Annotated in this window: 15 protein-coding genes; 5 read left to right on the top strand and 10 right to left on the bottom strand. The window is 66.3% G+C overall.

Features of this window, described 5'->3' with window-relative positions:
* The 3 genes from HMPREF1008_RS07425 to HMPREF1008_RS07435 all read left to right on the top strand — a co-directional run bounded on the left by HMPREF1008_RS07425 (position 1) and on the right by HMPREF1008_RS07435 (position 3,645).
* The gene (locus HMPREF1008_RS07425) at positions 1-534 is read left to right on the top strand and encodes an adenine phosphoribosyltransferase (protein ID WP_009279245.1); all 534 of its coding nucleotides are present in this window, start codon (positions 1-3) and stop codon (positions 532-534) included.
* 120 nt (positions 535-654) lie between these two features.
* A complete protein-coding gene (locus HMPREF1008_RS07430) occupies positions 655-1,866 on the top strand; it encodes a C40 family peptidase (RefSeq protein WP_009279246.1) in 1,212 nt (403 codons plus the stop codon).
* 168 nt (positions 1,867-2,034) lie between these two features.
* The gene (locus HMPREF1008_RS07435; protein WP_009279247.1) at positions 2,035-3,645 is read left to right on the top strand and encodes a ClC family H(+)/Cl(-) exchange transporter; all 1,611 of its coding nucleotides are present in this window, start codon (positions 2,035-2,037) and stop codon (positions 3,643-3,645) included.
* A gap of 218 nt (positions 3,646-3,863) precedes the next feature.
* On the opposite strand, the gene trxB is transcribed toward HMPREF1008_RS07435, so the two are convergent.
* The 6 genes from trxB to HMPREF1008_RS07465 form a co-directional block, all read right to left on the bottom strand.
* Complete coding sequence (gene trxB, locus HMPREF1008_RS07440; protein ID WP_009279248.1) at positions 3,864-4,814, bottom strand: thioredoxin-disulfide reductase; 951 nt, start codon at positions 4,812-4,814, stop codon at positions 3,864-3,866.
* Between the two features lie 194 nt (positions 4,815-5,008).
* On the bottom strand, positions 5,009-6,265 hold the full coding sequence (locus tag HMPREF1008_RS07445; RefSeq protein WP_009279249.1) for a uracil-xanthine permease family protein: 1,257 nt from the start codon (positions 6,263-6,265) through the stop codon (positions 5,009-5,011).
* Between the two features lie 94 nt (positions 6,266-6,359).
* A complete protein-coding gene (locus HMPREF1008_RS07450; RefSeq protein WP_009279250.1) occupies positions 6,360-7,673 on the bottom strand; it encodes an NCS2 family permease in 1,314 nt (437 codons plus the stop codon).
* Between the two features lie 85 nt (positions 7,674-7,758).
* Positions 7,759-8,205 carry a dUTP diphosphatase gene (gene dut / locus HMPREF1008_RS07455; RefSeq protein ID WP_009279251.1) on the bottom strand — a complete coding sequence of 149 codons (447 nt, stop codon included), beginning with the start codon at positions 8,203-8,205 and terminating at the stop codon, positions 7,759-7,761.
* Complete coding sequence (gene nrdR, locus HMPREF1008_RS07460; protein WP_009279252.1) at positions 8,198-8,650, bottom strand: transcriptional regulator NrdR; 453 nt, start codon at positions 8,648-8,650, stop codon at positions 8,198-8,200. Before nrdR ends, dut begins: the two co-directional genes overlap by 8 nt.
* Before the next feature lie 136 nt (positions 8,651-8,786).
* Entirely contained in the window at positions 8,787-9,239 is a 453-nt protein-coding gene (locus HMPREF1008_RS07465) for a LysM peptidoglycan-binding domain-containing protein (RefSeq protein WP_009279253.1), read from the bottom strand.
* Positions 9,240-9,414: 175 nt separating this feature from the next.
* Between HMPREF1008_RS07465 and lexA the strand changes: the two genes are divergently transcribed.
* Entirely contained in the window at positions 9,415-10,068 is a 654-nt protein-coding gene (lexA, locus tag HMPREF1008_RS07470) for a transcriptional repressor LexA (protein WP_009279254.1), read from the top strand.
* Positions 10,065-10,865 carry a heparan-alpha-glucosaminide N-acetyltransferase gene (locus HMPREF1008_RS07475; protein WP_009279255.1) on the top strand — a complete coding sequence of 267 codons (801 nt, stop codon included), beginning with the start codon at positions 10,065-10,067 and terminating at the stop codon, positions 10,863-10,865. Before lexA ends, HMPREF1008_RS07475 begins: the two co-directional genes overlap by 4 nt.
* Here HMPREF1008_RS07475 and hflX read toward each other — a convergent pair.
* Genes hflX through HMPREF1008_RS07495 form a run of 4 tightly spaced genes read right to left on the bottom strand, consistent with a single transcriptional unit; the run spans position 10,862 to position 14,782 of the window.
* On the bottom strand, positions 10,862-12,172 hold the full coding sequence (hflX, locus tag HMPREF1008_RS07480) for a GTPase HflX (protein ID WP_009279256.1): 1,311 nt from the start codon (positions 12,170-12,172) through the stop codon (positions 10,862-10,864). The two genes, HMPREF1008_RS07475 and hflX, sit on opposite strands and share 4 nt — an antisense overlap.
* A complete protein-coding gene (miaA, locus tag HMPREF1008_RS07485; protein WP_009279257.1) occupies positions 12,169-13,104 on the bottom strand; it encodes a tRNA (adenosine(37)-N6)-dimethylallyltransferase MiaA in 936 nt (311 codons plus the stop codon). Before miaA ends, hflX begins: the two co-directional genes overlap by 4 nt.
* Positions 13,101-14,465 (bottom strand): tRNA (N6-isopentenyl adenosine(37)-C2)-methylthiotransferase MiaB, encoded by a 1,365-nt coding sequence (gene miaB, locus HMPREF1008_RS07490; protein ID WP_009279258.1) that lies wholly within the window; start codon positions 14,463-14,465, stop codon positions 13,101-13,103. Before miaB ends, miaA begins: the two co-directional genes overlap by 4 nt.
* Positions 14,465-14,782: a stage V sporulation protein S gene (locus tag HMPREF1008_RS07495; protein WP_009279259.1), complete on the bottom strand. Its 318-nt coding sequence runs from the start codon at positions 14,780-14,782 to the stop codon at positions 14,465-14,467. Before HMPREF1008_RS07495 ends, miaB begins: the two co-directional genes overlap by 1 nt.
* Between the last annotated feature and the right edge of the window lie 32 nt (positions 14,783-14,814).

Genomic DNA, 14,814 nt, shown 5'->3' on the forward strand with positions numbered 1-14,814 from the left:
GTGTCCGACCGCAAGCTCGAAAGCTACATCGTCGACATCCCCGACTACCCCGAGCCGGGCGTGATCTTCAAGGACATCACCCCGCTCCTGGCGGACCCCGAGGGGCTGGCGTCGGCCGTTGACCAGATCGCAGAGCACTACGAGGGCGCCGGCATCACCAAGGTCGTGGGCGCCGAGGCCCGCGGCTTCCTCATCGGCGCCCCCGTCGCCTACAAGCTCGGCGCCGGGTTCGTCCCAGCCCGCAAGCCTGGCAAGCTCCCCCGTGCCGTCTACTCCGAGACCTACTCCCTCGAGTACGGCACCGACGAGCTGCAGATACACAAGGACAGCGTCCGCGACGGCGACAAGGTCCTCATCGTGGACGACCTGGTTGCCACGGGCGGCACCGCCGTCGCCACCGCGCGACTGGTCAAGAAGGCGGGGGCAGAGGTCGTGGGCTTCTCCTTCATCCTCGAGCTTGCCTTCCTGGACCCCCGCAAGACCATCGCCGAGTCCTTCGACCAGGAGGTGTTCACCCTCGTCCAGGTGAAGTAGGTACGGACCTCCCGTCCGCTTTTGCAGGGGTTTCAGGCCGGTGGCCGTTCTGTGGAATGGCAGTCGGCCCTTTGCCGGAATCATAGAATTGACGGGACTAGCCTACGAAAGGAAACGCTCATGCCCAAGAGCCCATTGGCTCGTTCCTTCGGACGCAGGGCCGCCACGGCTGGCCTGGCCGCAGTCCTGGCCACTGCCGGGCTGCTCCCCACCATGGCCCTCGCCGACCCGCAGGCCGACCTGGCCCAGGCGTCCGCGACCATATCGTCCCTCAGCTCGGAGGCGTCCTCGCTGGAGCAGAGCCTGCAGAGCCAGACCGCTGAGCTCGAGCAGACCCGCTACCAGATCGGCCAGAAGCAGAGCCAGATCGAAGAGACCCAGCAGCAGCTCCAGACTGCCAAGGGCGAGCTGGGCACCACGGTGCGAAGCTCGTACAAGAACGGCTCCGTCTCGCTGCTCCAGATAGCGCTGGGCTCCAACAGCATCAGCGACTTCGTCCAGAACGTCTACTATGCCGGCAAGGTGAGCTCGGCGCAGGCCCAGAGCATCGCCCGCGTCAACGACCTCCAGGGCCAGCTCAAGGGCGAGGAGGAGGAGCTCGAGAGCCGCCAGCAGGGGCAGCAGGCCGCAGTCGACAGCCTCAACTCCCAGGTTGCCGAGTACAACTCCAAGCTCGAGCAGGCGCGCTCGTACTACAACAGCCTGAGCGCCGAGGTCCAGGAGCAGCTCGCGGCCCAGGCCGCGGCCGAGCAGCAGCAGGCCCAGGAGAGCGGGGGGCAGGCCTCTGCCGTGAGTCAGGTCATCAGCGAGGCGCACGACGGCGGCACATCGTCTGAGGTGACCCAGGCGGCGGAGACGCCCGCCCAGGCCGAGCAGCAGGATGACGCCCCCTCCCAGGGTCAGGCTCAGAGCCCGTCCCAGGACGAGACACCCCAGCAGCAGCCCCAGACCCGGCAGGCGACCCAGGAGGAGCCAAGCACCTCGAAGAGCGGCGGCGCCTCGGGCGGCGGCCTCTCCACGGCCTACTCCATGATCGGCGTGCCCTATGAGTGGGGTGGCGCATCCGCCAGCGGCGTGGACTGCTCCGGCTTGGTCTGCTACAGCTACGGCTACGCCCGCGGCCGCACCACCTACGACATGATCGACTCGCTCAAGTCCACGGGAGACTGGAAGACCAGCATGGACGAGCTCCAGGTGGGCGACCTCGTCTTCCCGAGTGACGGTCACGTGGGCATCTACATCGGCGGCGGCCAGATGATCCATGCGCCGTATCCCGGCCGCACGGTGTGCATCGCCAGCGTGTACAGCTTCATCGGCGGCGGCAGCTACTAGCAGCCGGCAGCCCTTTGGGACTCGACGACGGGCGGGGGCGGACCAGACGGTTCGTCCCCGCCCGTGGCATGCGTATGATGTTGGGTCGTCCGGTCTTTGGGCAGTTGGTCTTATCTCGACGATTGGCACGGGGCCGCCGCGGCGGCCAGCAGGGGAGGTCACGCGCAGGTGTTCACAGACACGATGCAGGGGGAGGTCAGGAGGCGCTTCTCGCGTCGCTTCCAGATAGACATGGTCTGGGAGGGCGCGCTGGTGGGAATAGCGGGCGGGGGAGTGGTGACCCTCTACCGCATGGCGCTCACGAGGGCGGAGCACATCCTGAGGGGGCTCCTGCCCACCTTCTTCTCCTCCGGCCTCGGGCTGCTGGGATTCGCCGCCCTCGTGCTCGCCTGCTGCCTCGTCGTCGCCGCGCTCGTTCGCTGGGAGCCCTACACCTCGGGTTCGGGCATCCCGCAGACGGACGCCGAGGTCATGGGCCGCATGGACATGCCCTGGCACCGCGTCCTCCTCGCGAAGTTCAGCGAGGGCGTGCTCTGCGCCCTCGCCGGCCTCTCGATGGGCAGGGAGGGTCCCAGCGTGCAGCTGGGGAGCATGGGCGGCAAGGCCGTCTCGCGCCTGCTCAGGAGGAACAGGGGAGAGGAGCGCCTCCTTGTCACCTGCGGGGCCGCCGCGGGCATGTCCGCCGCCTTCAACGCGCCGCTCACGGGCGTGCTCTTTGCCATAGAGGAGATCCACAAGGAGTTCGCGCCGTCGCTCATCGTGTCCGCCATGGCGAGCGCCGTGGCGTCGGACTTCCTCGTGTCACAGGTCCTGGGCGTGCAGCCCGTGCTCAAGCTCGCCTTCATCAAGGACATCCCGCACGACTACTACCTCTATGTCGTTGCCCTGGGCGTGCTCTGCGGGCTCGCGGGTGCCGTCCACAATCGCGGCATGTTCGCATGTACCGAACGCCTGTTCGCTAAGATGGGGGAGTTGCCCCTGCAGCTCAGGCTCGCGATTCCCTTCGCGCTGGCCATTCCCGTCGCCTACGCCATGCCCGAGCTGCTCTGTGGCGGCGACGCCATCGTGGAGCTTCTCTCGGCCCCCGCGGCCGTGCCCCTGGGGACCTTGGCCCTGCTGCTCCTGGGAAAGTACCTCTACACGACGGTCTGCTTCGGGGCGGGGACGCCCGGTGGCACGCTGTTCCCGCTCTGCGTCATGGGGATGCTCTGCGGAGCCGTCTTCGCAGCCTGCCTGACCCGCGTCACGGGCGTCCAGTCGCTCTTCATGGCCAACTTTATGGCCTTGGGCATCGCAGGGCTCTTCGCGTCGGTCGTGAGGGCCCCCGTGACGGCCGTGGTGCTCGCCTTCGAGCTCACGGGCAGCATGGACGCGCTGCTCTCGGTCTCCATCGTCTCCATCGTCTCGTACGTCGTCGCCAACCTCACCAAGACGGACCCGTTCTACGAGAGGCTGCTCTCCAGGCTTCTCGATCTGACGCCCGTCGACCCCTCCGCCAACGGCGAGCCAGGCGAGAAGGTCTTCCATACCTATACCGTGGGTGCGGGCAGCAAGCTCGAGGGTCGCACCCTCAGCGAGGTGGGCTGGCCCGACGACTCGCGCATCGTCACGGTGTCCCGCGCGGGAGTGGACATCGTTCCCAGCGGAGAGACCGTCCTCGAGGCCCTGGACGAGATCCTCGTGATCATGAACACCGACACCGAGGCCGAGACACAAGAGCTGATTCTGGACTACTGCCGCAGCTCGCTCGCCACGGGCAAGATTCCGCGCATCGGGTAGCCTTCTCCTCGGTTGCCCTCTCGTCCGCGCGAGCGGGGGATGGCGGGCGGTGCCCCTTGTGTCCAGCCTCTTCCTGAGTGTCTATATTACTTTACATAAGATATATTATCACGGTTATAGGGGAGAAGAAAAGGAATGCCCCCGCCAAGAGGCTCCTCTGAACGGGGGCATTCCTGTGGATGCGATGGCACGAGGCCGCGAGGGCCCGCTTGCCGGCCTCAGCAGTCTATGGGCTGTCCCAGGTAGGAAGCGACGCTCGTGGCGGCGACGGCGCCGTCCGAGGCTGCCGTGATGATCTGGCGCAGCGGCGTCTGGCGCACGTCGCCCGCGGCGAAGAGTCCGGGCAGGCTCGTCTCCATGCGCTCGTTGGTGACGATGTAGCCGCGCTCGTCCACGTCGACCGACTGGCTCACGAGTTCGGAGGCCGGGATGCGACCCACGAACACGAAGACGCCAAAGCTGCCCTCGTCGAACTCCTCCACGTGGACGTCACCGGTGAGGTTGTCCCTGAAGCTGACGCTCTTGAGGAGCTTGTCCCCGTCGACCTTCACGATGGAGGTGTTGAAGCGCACGGAGACCCTCTCGTTCTGCTCGACCTGCCGCTGCACGGCCGCCTGGGCGCGCAGGTGGTCCTTGCGCACCACCATGGTCACGTGGTCGGCGAACTTGGCGAGGAACAGGGCCTCCTCAGCGGCCGAGTTGCCCCCGCCTATGACGAAGACCTGCTTGCCGCGGTAGAACATGCCGTCACAGGTGGCGCAGTACGAGACGCCGTGCCCACGGAACTCGTCCTCGCCCTCGAAGCCGCCCGGGCGCGGGGTCGCGCCGCCAGCGATGATGACGGCACGTGACTCGTAGCTCACGTCGGACGTGACGACGGCGAACCTGCCCGTCCGCTCGTCCTTGGAGATTGACTCCACCTTGCCCATGACCACGCTTGCGCCGAGTTCCTCGGCCTGCCTCTGCATGGTGTCCGTCAGGGTGAAGCCGTCGGTGTGCGGGACGCCGGGGTAGTTGTCGACCTCGCTGGTGAGGATGATCTGGCCGCCCACGGCCTCCTGCTCCAGGGTCACGGCGTCGAGCAGGGCTCGCGCCGAGTAGATGGCGGCGGAGAGGCCCGCAGGGCCCGCTCCGACGATTACGAGGTCCTTCTGCTGCTTCTGGGACATGGGTTTCTCCCCTCATGGTCTTGTTCGACGTGTCAATACTACCCTATTCAATCGCGCACGATACAACATATGGGAACTTCATGACAACAATTCGTCGCCAGCTTGCGACAAGACACCCGAACACGAGGGGCGTCCCGGCACTTTGCCGAGGCGTCCCGGGAAGACCATGGGGCCTGAGCTGGGGCTTCTCTCCCCTACTCCACCTTCTCGGCGCGTGGGAGGATGAGGTTGAGCAGTATGCCCACCAGGGTGGCGGTTGCCATGCCGGGCAGCGTGTAGGAGCCCAGGGGGATGGCGATGCCGGAGGTCTCCATGCCGACGCCCAGGATGATGACCACGGAGGCGATCATGAGGTTGCGGTTCTCGTCGAAGTCGACCTTGTTGGTGACCAGCATGCGCAGGCCGTTGGAGGCGATGAGGCCAAAGAGCAGGAGGCTCACGCCGCCCATGACGGGCACGGGGATGGAGTTGATGAAGGCGGCGAGCTTGGGACAGAACCCTCCCACGATGAGGGCGAAGCCCGCCGCGTACCAGAAGACCTGCGTGGAGTAGACGCGCGTGACGCTCATGACGCCGATGTTCTCCGCGTAGGTGGTGGTGGGAGGGCCGCCCAGGAAGCCCGAGATGACGGTGGAGATGCCGTCACCGGCAAGGGAGCGCGGGAGCATCTCGCGGTAGTCCTTTCCCACGATCTCCCCCACGGCAAGGAGGTGACCGATGTGCTCGATGACGACGACGATGGCCACAGGCGCAATGAGCGCGATCGCACCGGGGTCGAAGTAGGGCGTCTGCACGGGGGGCAGGCCGATCCAGGCGGCGTCGGCGACGCTCTGGAGGTCGACGAGGCCCAGGAACGCGGCGACCACGTATCCCACGATGATGGCGAGCAGGATGGGAAGGGTGCCCAGGATGCCACCCATGCTCGAGAACACGACGGCGGCGACGAGGGTTATGGCGGCGACTGCGGCACCCTCGGCCACGAAGGCGTCGGTCGAGGAGTTGAGCGCCATCTTGACCGCCGTGGCGGAGAGGCCCACGCCGATGACCACCATGACGGCGGCGACGAGCACGGGCGGGAGCAGGCGGTCGAGCCATCCCGTGCCCACGAGCTTGATTATCCCGGCCACTGCCAGGAACACGAGGCCCGCCACCACGACGCCGGAGAGCGCGGTGTTGAGGTTGCCGGTGGCGGCGGTCGCCGCGAGGATCGGGCTGATGAAGGCAAAGGAGCTGCCCAGGTAGCTCGGGATCTTGTTGCGCGTCACGAGCAGGTAGCAGATGGTGCCGATGCCCGAGCACATGATGGCCACGTTGGGGCTGAGACCGGTCAGGACGGGAACCAGTACGGTCGAGCCGAACATGCTCATCATGTGCTGGACTCCCAAGGGAATGGCGCGACCAACCGACACGCGGTCGTCGACCCCGATGACCTCTCTCTCTTTCTTGTTCAAGCAGCGCTCCTCTCCGTCTTGCGTACGGCATCGGTGCAATGGATGCCCATGAAAAAAGGGGCCCGGTGAGCCGGGCCCCGAGGTGCCAGGGACTCTAGGCAATCAGGAAGTATACAAGGAACGCGGCCGCTGCGACCCACATGAGCGGCTTCACCTTCTTGATGTTGCCCGTGGCTGCGGCGACGAGCACGTAGGCGATGAAGCCCAGGCCGATGCCGCTCGAGATCGAGTACGTCAGCGGGATGCCGGCGATGATCATGAACGCGGGGAAGCCCTCGAGGATGTTGCCCCACTCGATCTCTGCCGCCTCGCTCATCATGAGGTAGCCGACCATGACGAGGGCACCGCAGGTGGCTGCGGAGCTGACGACGCTGATGATGGGGGCGAAGAACGCCGCGACCACGAAGAGGAGGCCGGTCACGACGGAGGTGAGCCCCGAGCGGCCGCCGTCGGCGGCACCCGAGGCGGACTCGACGAAGGTGGTGATGGACGAGGCGCCGAGGAAGCCGCCCGCGGCTGCGGCCACGGAGTCGACGATCAGGATGGGCCTGATGTCCTCGACGGTTCCGTCATCGTTAAGGAACTCGCCCTGCTTCGCCACGGCCATGGCGGTGCCCATGGTGTCGAAGAAGTCGGACATCATGAGCGAGAAGGCGAACACGAGCAGGACGGGCGTGGTGATGACCTTCGCGATGCCCATGACCCCGGTCTCGTCGACCTGGAAGGGGGCGCCGAAGGTGCTGAAGTCGAGGCCCGACACTATGCCCGCCGGAGCGGCGGTGACCCCGAGGGGGATGCCCGCCAGGACCGCGACGATGATGCCCAGGAGCAGCGCTCCCTTGATCTGGAGGCATTGGAAGACGACGGTGGCGACGATCGAGACGAGGCCCACGATGAACAGGGGGTTCGAGATGTCCCCGAAGCTCACGAGGGTGGACTCGTTGGCGACGATGATGCCGGCGTTGGCCATGCCGATCATGGCGATGAAGATGCCGAGACCCACCGAGATCGCGTGACGCAGAGATATGGGGATGGCGTCCATGATAGCCTTGCGCAGGCCACAGAGCACCAGGGCGAGGATGGCGACGCCCTCGATGAAGATGACCGCCATGGCGGCGTGCCAGTCTCCGCCCGCGACCTCGGTCAGCGTGAAGGCGACGACGGCGTTGATGCCCATGCCGGAGGCGCAGGCAAGCGGGCGGTTGGCGAAGACGCCCATGCAGATGGTCATGATGCCGGCACCCAGGCAGGTGGCCGTGACGGCAGCCGATGCGGGGACCCCGGCGGCGGAGAGCAGCGATGGGTTGACGGCGATGATGTATGCCATCGCAAGGAAGGTCGTGAGGCCCGCACGGGCCTCCTGGCCCAGGTTGGACCCTCTCTCGCGCAGCTTGAAGAACGACTCCATGACTACCCCTCCCTCCGCACCCATTTCTCTGCGTCGCCTGGACCGTGGATGCATCGGGAGCAAGCAACGTCGGCCTGGTGGGACCCTATGCTCCCGAGGACCCAAACCCCCCGGAACCCCGGTCGGTCTGGTCGAGCTCGTCGACCTCGACCAGCCGAACGAGAGGGACCCTCTGGATGACGAGCTGGGCTATGCGCTCGCCCTTCGCGATGGCGATTGGCCTCTTGGGATCGAGGTTGATGGCGCAGACCTTGAGCTCCCCGCGGTAGTGAGCGTCGATGAGGCCGGGGGTGTTTGCCATGGAGAGCCCCTCGCGCAGGGCAAGGCCGCTTCTTGGCTGGACGAAGCCGGCGTAGCCCTCGGGGATGGCTATGGCGAGCCCCGTCGAGACCAGGCGGCGCTCGAGGGGCTCGAGGACCACGTCCTCGTTGGACCTGAGGTCAAGCCCGGCATCGCCCGCATAGGCATAGCTGGGTAGGTCGACCGAGGGGTCGAGCCTCTTGATGGGAAGTTCGATCCTGTCGTCACTCATTGATGAGGCTCCGTAACTCTTGGCTGAACTCGTCCAGGTCCTTGAAGTCGCGGTAGACGGAGGCGAAGCGCACGTAGGCTACCTTGTCGATGTCAACGAGGCGCTGGAGGACCATCTTGCCCAGCTCCTCCGAGGGAACCTCCGACCTGCCGTGGTCGCGCATCTCGCTCTCTATGCCGTCGATGAGGGCATCGAGCCTGTCCACGGGCACGTCGCGCTTCACGGTCGCGGCAAGGAGGCCGCGCATGACCTTCTGTCGGTCGAAGGTCTCTTTGTGACCGTCCTTCTTGACGACCATCAGGGGCATCTCTTCCCTGCGCTCGTAGGTCGTGAAGCGCTCGCCGCAACGTATGCACTCGCGCCTGCGTCGGATGGCGTCGTTGCTCTCGGACGGTCTCGAGTCAACGACCTTGGATTCCTCGCAACCACACTTGGGACAGCGCATGTTCCTCCCCTGACGTCATTCTCATAAGGAAAGATAACACAGGAAACCCAGAGATTCGGCACAGAAGGGACATACGGATGCCCCTCCCCCCACGAACGCAAGGGAGGAGGGGCGAGCGGAGGACTCAGGACCTGGGCTACCGGCCTTGGGGCACGACGAGCGACTGGCCTGGTTGGAGGGGTCCCGCACCAAGGTCGTTGTGCGCGTCGATCCAGCGCGAGACCGCCGCGGTGTCCGCGCCGTCGACGTCGATGCGACTCGCTATGCCCCATACGGAGTCCCCTTCCTGCACGGTGACGCTCGCGGGAGAGACGTCCGCGAAGGCAGACTCGAACGCGGCCTGCCGGCGTTCCTGGACAAGCACACCTCCCACGAAGAGGAGCATCCCCACGGCGACGGCGACGGCGAAAAACGAGACCGAAGCCATGAGGGGGAGCCCATGGCCCGTCGTGCTGCGCCCGCGCTCGTCGACTCCCCTGCCGCCCTCGTGGACGACGAGGCGTGGCCTACCGTTGGCCTGGGGCTTGAGCGCGAGAGACCCCTCGCAGCCGTAGCCCGCCTGACCCGCGTAGATCTTCGCCGTTTCCATCCTTGCTTCCTTCCCTCGTGGCTGACGACGTAGTTATACGGGGAGCCCGGGACATAAATGGCCGCTTCAAAACTCAGAACGCATGTACTATACTAGGTACGTACAGTTGTTCGGTCAAGCAAAAACAGAACATGTGTTTCTCTCGCGGCAAGGCCTATTCACAGGAGGAGTGGACATGCCCAAGGACCGGCTCAGCAAGAGGCAGGCTGCCATCTACGAGTACATCTGCTCCTACACGGGCGAGCACGGCTACCCGCCCTCGGTGAGGGAGATCGGCTCCGCCGTGGGGCTTGCCTCCCCCTCTACCGTCCACATGCACCTCAAGGTCCTGCAGGAGCGGGGGCTCATCAAGAGGGACTCCAAGAAGCCCCGCACCATCGAGGTCGTCACCGAGGAGCCGACCGCGACGCATGAGGGCGTACGGCTCGCCGAGGTTCGCCAAGACCCCAGCAGCGGCATCACCTCGCTGCCCCTCGTCGGCCGCGTGGCCGCGGGCCAGCCCATCCTTGCCGAGCAGAACGTGGAAGAGACCCTCTCCCTTCCCACCAGCATCGTGGGTGACGCCAGCTCGTTCATCCTCAGGGTCCATGGCAGCTCGATGATCAATGCCGGCATCTTCGACGGCGACCTCATCGTGGTGAGGGAGCAGCGTGACGCCCATGACGGAGAGATCGTCGTGGCCCTCATCGATGACTCCGCCACCGTGAAGACCTTCTACAGGGAGAAGGACCGCATCCGCCTTCAGCCCGAGAACGACAGCATGGAACCCATCTACGCGAAGAACCCCGCCATCTTGGGCAGGGTGACCGCACTGATCAGGTCTCTGTGACGCCGTCCGTCCGCTGCGAGCGGGCTTGCCCGGCAGCCGCTGGCGAGGACGGGAGCGCATCGCCTGCGCACAGGCGCATACGCGCCCTCGATGCGCTGAGGGGTCTCGCGGTCGTCTCCATGGTGCTCTTCCACCTCTGTTACGACCTGCGCTACCTGTGTGGCGTCGGGATGCCGTGGTTCGGCGGATTCTCGCAGGACCTCTGGCGTGCCAGCATCAGCTGGACCTTCCTCCTCATCGCGGGAGCCATGTGCCCGCAGTCGAGGAACAACCTCAGACGAGCCCTTCGCTACCTTGCCTGTGCCGCCCTCGTCTTCGTGGCAAGCCTCCTGGCCGGCGTGGACACACCCATAAGCTTTGGCATCATCTTCTGCATGGGCGCAAGCACGCTGGCCGCATGGCTCGTCTCGGAGCTGGGACTTCCGAGGGGCAGGCCGGCCGAGGCCCTCCTGCTCTTCCTCGCCTTCCTCCTCGCCCTGGGCATCCCCTCGGGAGGCGTGGGGCTGGGCGACCGCGTGTGGATTGCGCTGCCCAGGGCCCTCTATTCCACCCCGTGGCTCTCTTGGCTGGGCTTCCCGGGACCCACCTTCGCCTCGGGGGACTACTATCCCCTGCTCCCCTATTCCCTGCTCTTCCTTTCGGGGGCGTCTCTCGGTGGGTGGCTCGTGGCGCGAGGGTATCCCGACTGGGTCTACGATGCCACCTGCCCTCCCCTGGAGTTCGTGGGCAGGCATGCGCTGGCCGTCTACCTCCTGCACCAGCCCCTCATCCTCATCGCCCTGGACCTCTGGGCCTAGCTTCCGGCCACGTCCGAGGCGCGCACGACATAGGGGGCCAGGGTCTCTGCCATGCGACTCGACGCCCTGACCGTTGCCATGAGGCCCCCTTGGACGTATTCCTCGCGCACGACCTGGCAGCGCTCGTGGACCATCTTCATGAGGAGTCCCTTGTCGTAGGGGACGAGCGCCGTGATTGTCACATCGTCACGTGACGCTTCCTGGGCGATGCGATAGAGCAAGCCGCGCAGGCCCCAGGAGCCAAGGGCAGAGAGCAGCACCGCGTCGGGATGCGAGGCAGAGAGCACGTTCCTCTCGTCCGCGTCCAGGAGGTCGCACTTGTTGTAGACGACGACGGAGGGAATCTTGTCGGACTCGATGTCGGCAAGCACGTCGTCCACGGCCGCGAGCTGCTTCCGTGCGTTGGAATCTGAGGCGTCCACGACCTTGAGCACGAGGTCGGCGGCCCTGACCTCCGCCAGGGTTGACTTGAAGGACTCGACCAGCGTGGTGGGCAGCTTCTGGATGAAGCCCACCGTGTCAGTGAGGGTGATCTTGCGTCCCTCCTCGAGCTCGAGCCTCCTCGTGGTGGGGTCGAGCGTCGCGAAGAGCTCGTCCTTCGCATAGACCTCCGAGCCTGTGAGCTGGTTGAGGAGGGTCGACTTGCCCGCGTTCGTGTAGCCCACGAGCGCGACGCGATAGATTCCGGAGTCCCATCGGGCCTTGCTCTGGACCCTACGGCGCCCTTCGAGCTCCCTGAGCTCGCGCCTCAGCCACGAAATGCGGTCGCGCACGAGGCGTCGGTCGACCTCGAGCTGACTCTCTCCCTGCCCGAAGCGGCTTCCGATGCCCCCTCGCGTCTGCTCCCCCACGAGGTGGCCCCACATGCCCCTGAGTCGGGGAAGGACGTACTGGAGCTGGGCGAGCTGCACCTGCAGGCGCCCCTCGTGCGTGGTCGCATGCTGGCCGAAGATGTCGAGTATGAGGGCCGTTCGGTCGATCACCTTGGTCGGCTCGCCCAGGATCCTCTCGAGATTCGACTGTTGCGAGGGGCTGAGCTCGTCGTCGAAGATGACGACGTCTGCGCTGAGGTTCCTCACGAGGCTGACAAGCTCCTGCGCCTTGCCGCTGCCTATGAAGGTGCGGGGGACGGGCGAGTCGAGGCGTTGCGTAACGGTGCTGACGACCTCGGCCCCGTCGGTCTTGGCAAGTCTTCCCAGTTCGGCCAGGGAGTCCTCGAGGGGCCAGCCTCCCCTTCCGAGGTCGACGCCCACGAGGATGGCACGCTCCGGGACGGGTACGGTGGAGAGGGGCTCGAACCGGCTCACAGCAGTCCCTCCCCCCTCAGGGTCTCGACGACCTGACGGGCCGCCTCGTTCTCGTCCAGACGGTCATAGTCGAGCGTGCTCGCTCGTCCGTCTCGCCTGATCCAGGCGATCTGGCGCTTGGCATAGCGCCGGGTCCTCCGCTTGATGGCGTCGACCGCCTCCTCGAGCGTGCAGTGCCCCTGCAGGTGGTCGATGAGCTCCTTGTAGCCTATGGCCTGGGCCGCCGTCTTTGAGAGCGCATGTCCCGTCCCCAGGAGGCCGCGTAGCTCGTCGAGGAGCCCGTCTGCCATCATCTGCCCGACGCGCGCGTCTATGCGCGCGTACAGCCTGGCGCGGTCCATGTGGATGGCGAAGATCCTGGTGCGGTAGTGCGGCTCGCGATGCTTGAGCCCCTCGTGCTTGGTGGCGTAGGACTGGCCGAGGTCCACGAGCTCGAGCGCCCTCACGACGCGCTTGAGGTTGTTGGGATGGACGAGCTCCGCGCTGGCGGGGTCGAGCCTCCTGAGCTCGTCGTGGAGCGCCTGCGGCCCGTGCTCGCGCGCGAACTCCTCCCAGCGGGTCCTGCTCTGGCTGGCCCCCCCGGCGGGAAAGTCCATCTCGTCGACGACGGCGTCGAGGTAGAGCCCCGTGCCGCCACAGAGGACGGGCGCGCAGCCCTGCGTGATAAGCCCGTCGACGCAGCGGCGCGCGTCCCTCTGGAAGAGGCTCGCGGAGTAGTCGTCCCAGGGGTCGCAGACGTCCACCATGAGGAGCGGGCAGCGCCTCTGGTCGGGCGGGGTCTTGGCGGTCCCCACGTCCATGCCGCGGTAGACCTGCATGGCGTCGACCGAGACGACGGATGACCCCAGCTGGAGCGCAACGCGCTCGGCGAGCGAGCTCTTGCCCGAGGCCGTCGGCCCCACGATGGCGATCACGGGGCCCGCGGGCGTCATCGCGCCTCGCCCACCATGGGACCGCGCAGGTACCAGGTCTTCGCCTCGTCCACGCGGACGTCGCAGAGCCTGCCCACGAGCTCGGGGGCGCGCATTCCCTCAGGCAGGGGGAAGAGCACGGTCTGGCCCTTGGGACTCCTGCCCATCATCACGGCGTCGTTGCGCTTGGAGCTTCCCTCGACGAGCGTCTCCACGACCTGGCCTCGCTCCCTCTGGTTGGCAGCGAAGGCAAGCTCCTCGACAAGCTTGGCAAGGCGGTCGAAGCGGTCCTGTATCACCTCGCGGGGCGTGTCGTCCTCGATCTTGGCGGCAGGCGTGCCCGGGCGCCTCGAGTATATGAAGGTGAAGGCGGAGGAGAAGCCCACCTCGCGCACGAGCGAGAGGGTGTCCTGGAAGTCCTCCTCGGTCTCGCCGGGGAACCCCACGATGAGGTCGGTCGAGAGGGCGATGTCCGGAATCGAGTCCCTGAGCTCGCGCACGAGATGCAGGTACCCCTCCCGGGTGTAGCTGCGATTCATGGCCTTGAGCACGCGCGTGCTGCCGCTCTGGACGGCCAGGTGGAGCTGGGGCATGACGGAGGGGACCTCTACCATGGCGGCGATCGTCTGGGAAGAGAGGTCCTTGGGGTTGGACGAGGTGAAGCGGATTCGCTCGATGCCGGTCTTCCCCACCTCGCGCAGGAGCTCGGCGAAGCGAGGCTTCCCATAGAGGTCTCGGCCATAGGAGTTCACGTTCTGCCCCAGGAGGGTGACCTCCCTCACGCCGTCCTTCACCAAGGACGAGCATTCGGCCACGACGCGTTCGAGGACGCGGCTGCGCTCGCGACCGCGCACGTAGGGCACGATGCAGTAGGTGCAGAAGTTGTTGCAGCCGGTCATGATGGGCACCCAGGAGTGGAAGCCCTGCGCGCGCTTGCTGGGAAGGTCTGTCGAGAAGCCCCTGCCCTCCTCGCCAACGTCCACCTCGACCTCCCCGGGACGTCCCAGGGCGTCACAGAGGAGCTGGGGCAGCGATGCGAGGGCGGAGGTGCCGAACACCACGTCCACGTTGGGGATCTTCCGGGCGAGCTCGGCCCCGTCACGTTGCGCGATGCAGCCTCCGACGGCGACGACGCGCCTGCCGCTGGGGGGTGCGGGGAGCCTCACGAGGTTGGAGGCCTCGCCGTAGAGGTGCGTGTCGGCCTTCTCCCTCACGGAGCAGGTCATGAAGAGGACGATGTCGGCGTCGTCAGGGGAGTCGACCTGGATGCAGCCGCAGTCGTCTAGGAGGCCCGCGACCCTCTCGGAGTCGTGCAGGTTCATCTGGCAGCCGAAGGTCCTCACATGGTAGTTGAGCCCCACGAGCTGGGGTATGCGCGCCACTAGGAGATCATCTCCTGGGGCTCGGGATTCACGTGCGTCGCCGCCTGGGGGACGAGGCGGTGGACGTACACCGCGATCCTGATCGCCGTGCGCATCTCGCCGTTGATCTCTATGTCGGCGAAGGTGGGGGCGCAGGAGATGTCGACGCCCGTGGGGATGAGGAAGCCGCGGGCGATCGCGAGCGCCTTAATCGCCTGGTTGACGGCACCGGCGCCCACAGCCTGCATGTTGACCGGAACTCCGTCCTTGACCATGCCGGCGACCGCGCCTGCGACGGAGGCCGGAGACGACTTGCTAGAGACCTTCAGAAAATCCATCGATTGACTCCTGTGGAACGGGGGTGTCACGT

It is taken from the genome of Olsenella sp. oral taxon 809 str. F0356 (genome assembly GCF_000233535.1).
In the GTDB taxonomy this organism is placed as follows: domain Bacteria; phylum Actinomycetota; class Coriobacteriia; order Coriobacteriales; family Atopobiaceae; genus Olsenella_I; species Olsenella_I phocaeensis.

Excerpts from the sequence above, each read along its gene's own strand:
- HMPREF1008_RS07430 (WP_009279246.1), top strand. The coding sequence starts at position 655 with ATGCCCAAGAGCCCATTGGCTCGTTCCTTCGGACGCAGGGCCGCCACG.
- trxB (WP_009279248.1), bottom strand. The coding sequence starts at position 4,814 with ATGTCCCAGAAGCAGCAGAAGGACCTCGTAATCGTCGGAGCGGGCCCT.
- HMPREF1008_RS07450 (WP_009279250.1), bottom strand. The coding sequence starts at position 7,673 with ATGGAGTCGTTCTTCAAGCTGCGCGAGAGAGGGTCCAACCTGGGCCAG.
- dut (WP_009279251.1), bottom strand. The coding sequence starts at position 8,205 with ATGAGTGACGACAGGATCGAACTTCCCATCAAGAGGCTCGACCCCTCG.
- nrdR (WP_009279252.1), bottom strand. The coding sequence starts at position 8,650 with ATGCGCTGTCCCAAGTGTGGTTGCGAGGAATCCAAGGTCGTTGACTCG.
- HMPREF1008_RS07465 (WP_009279253.1), bottom strand. The coding sequence starts at position 9,239 with ATGGAAACGGCGAAGATCTACGCGGGTCAGGCGGGCTACGGCTGCGAG.
- lexA (WP_009279254.1), top strand. The coding sequence starts at position 9,415 with ATGCCCAAGGACCGGCTCAGCAAGAGGCAGGCTGCCATCTACGAGTAC.
- miaA (WP_009279257.1), bottom strand. The coding sequence starts at position 13,104 with ATGACGCCCGCGGGCCCCGTGATCGCCATCGTGGGGCCGACGGCCTCG.
- HMPREF1008_RS07495 (WP_009279259.1), bottom strand. The coding sequence starts at position 14,782 with ATGGATTTTCTGAAGGTCTCTAGCAAGTCGTCTCCGGCCTCCGTCGCA.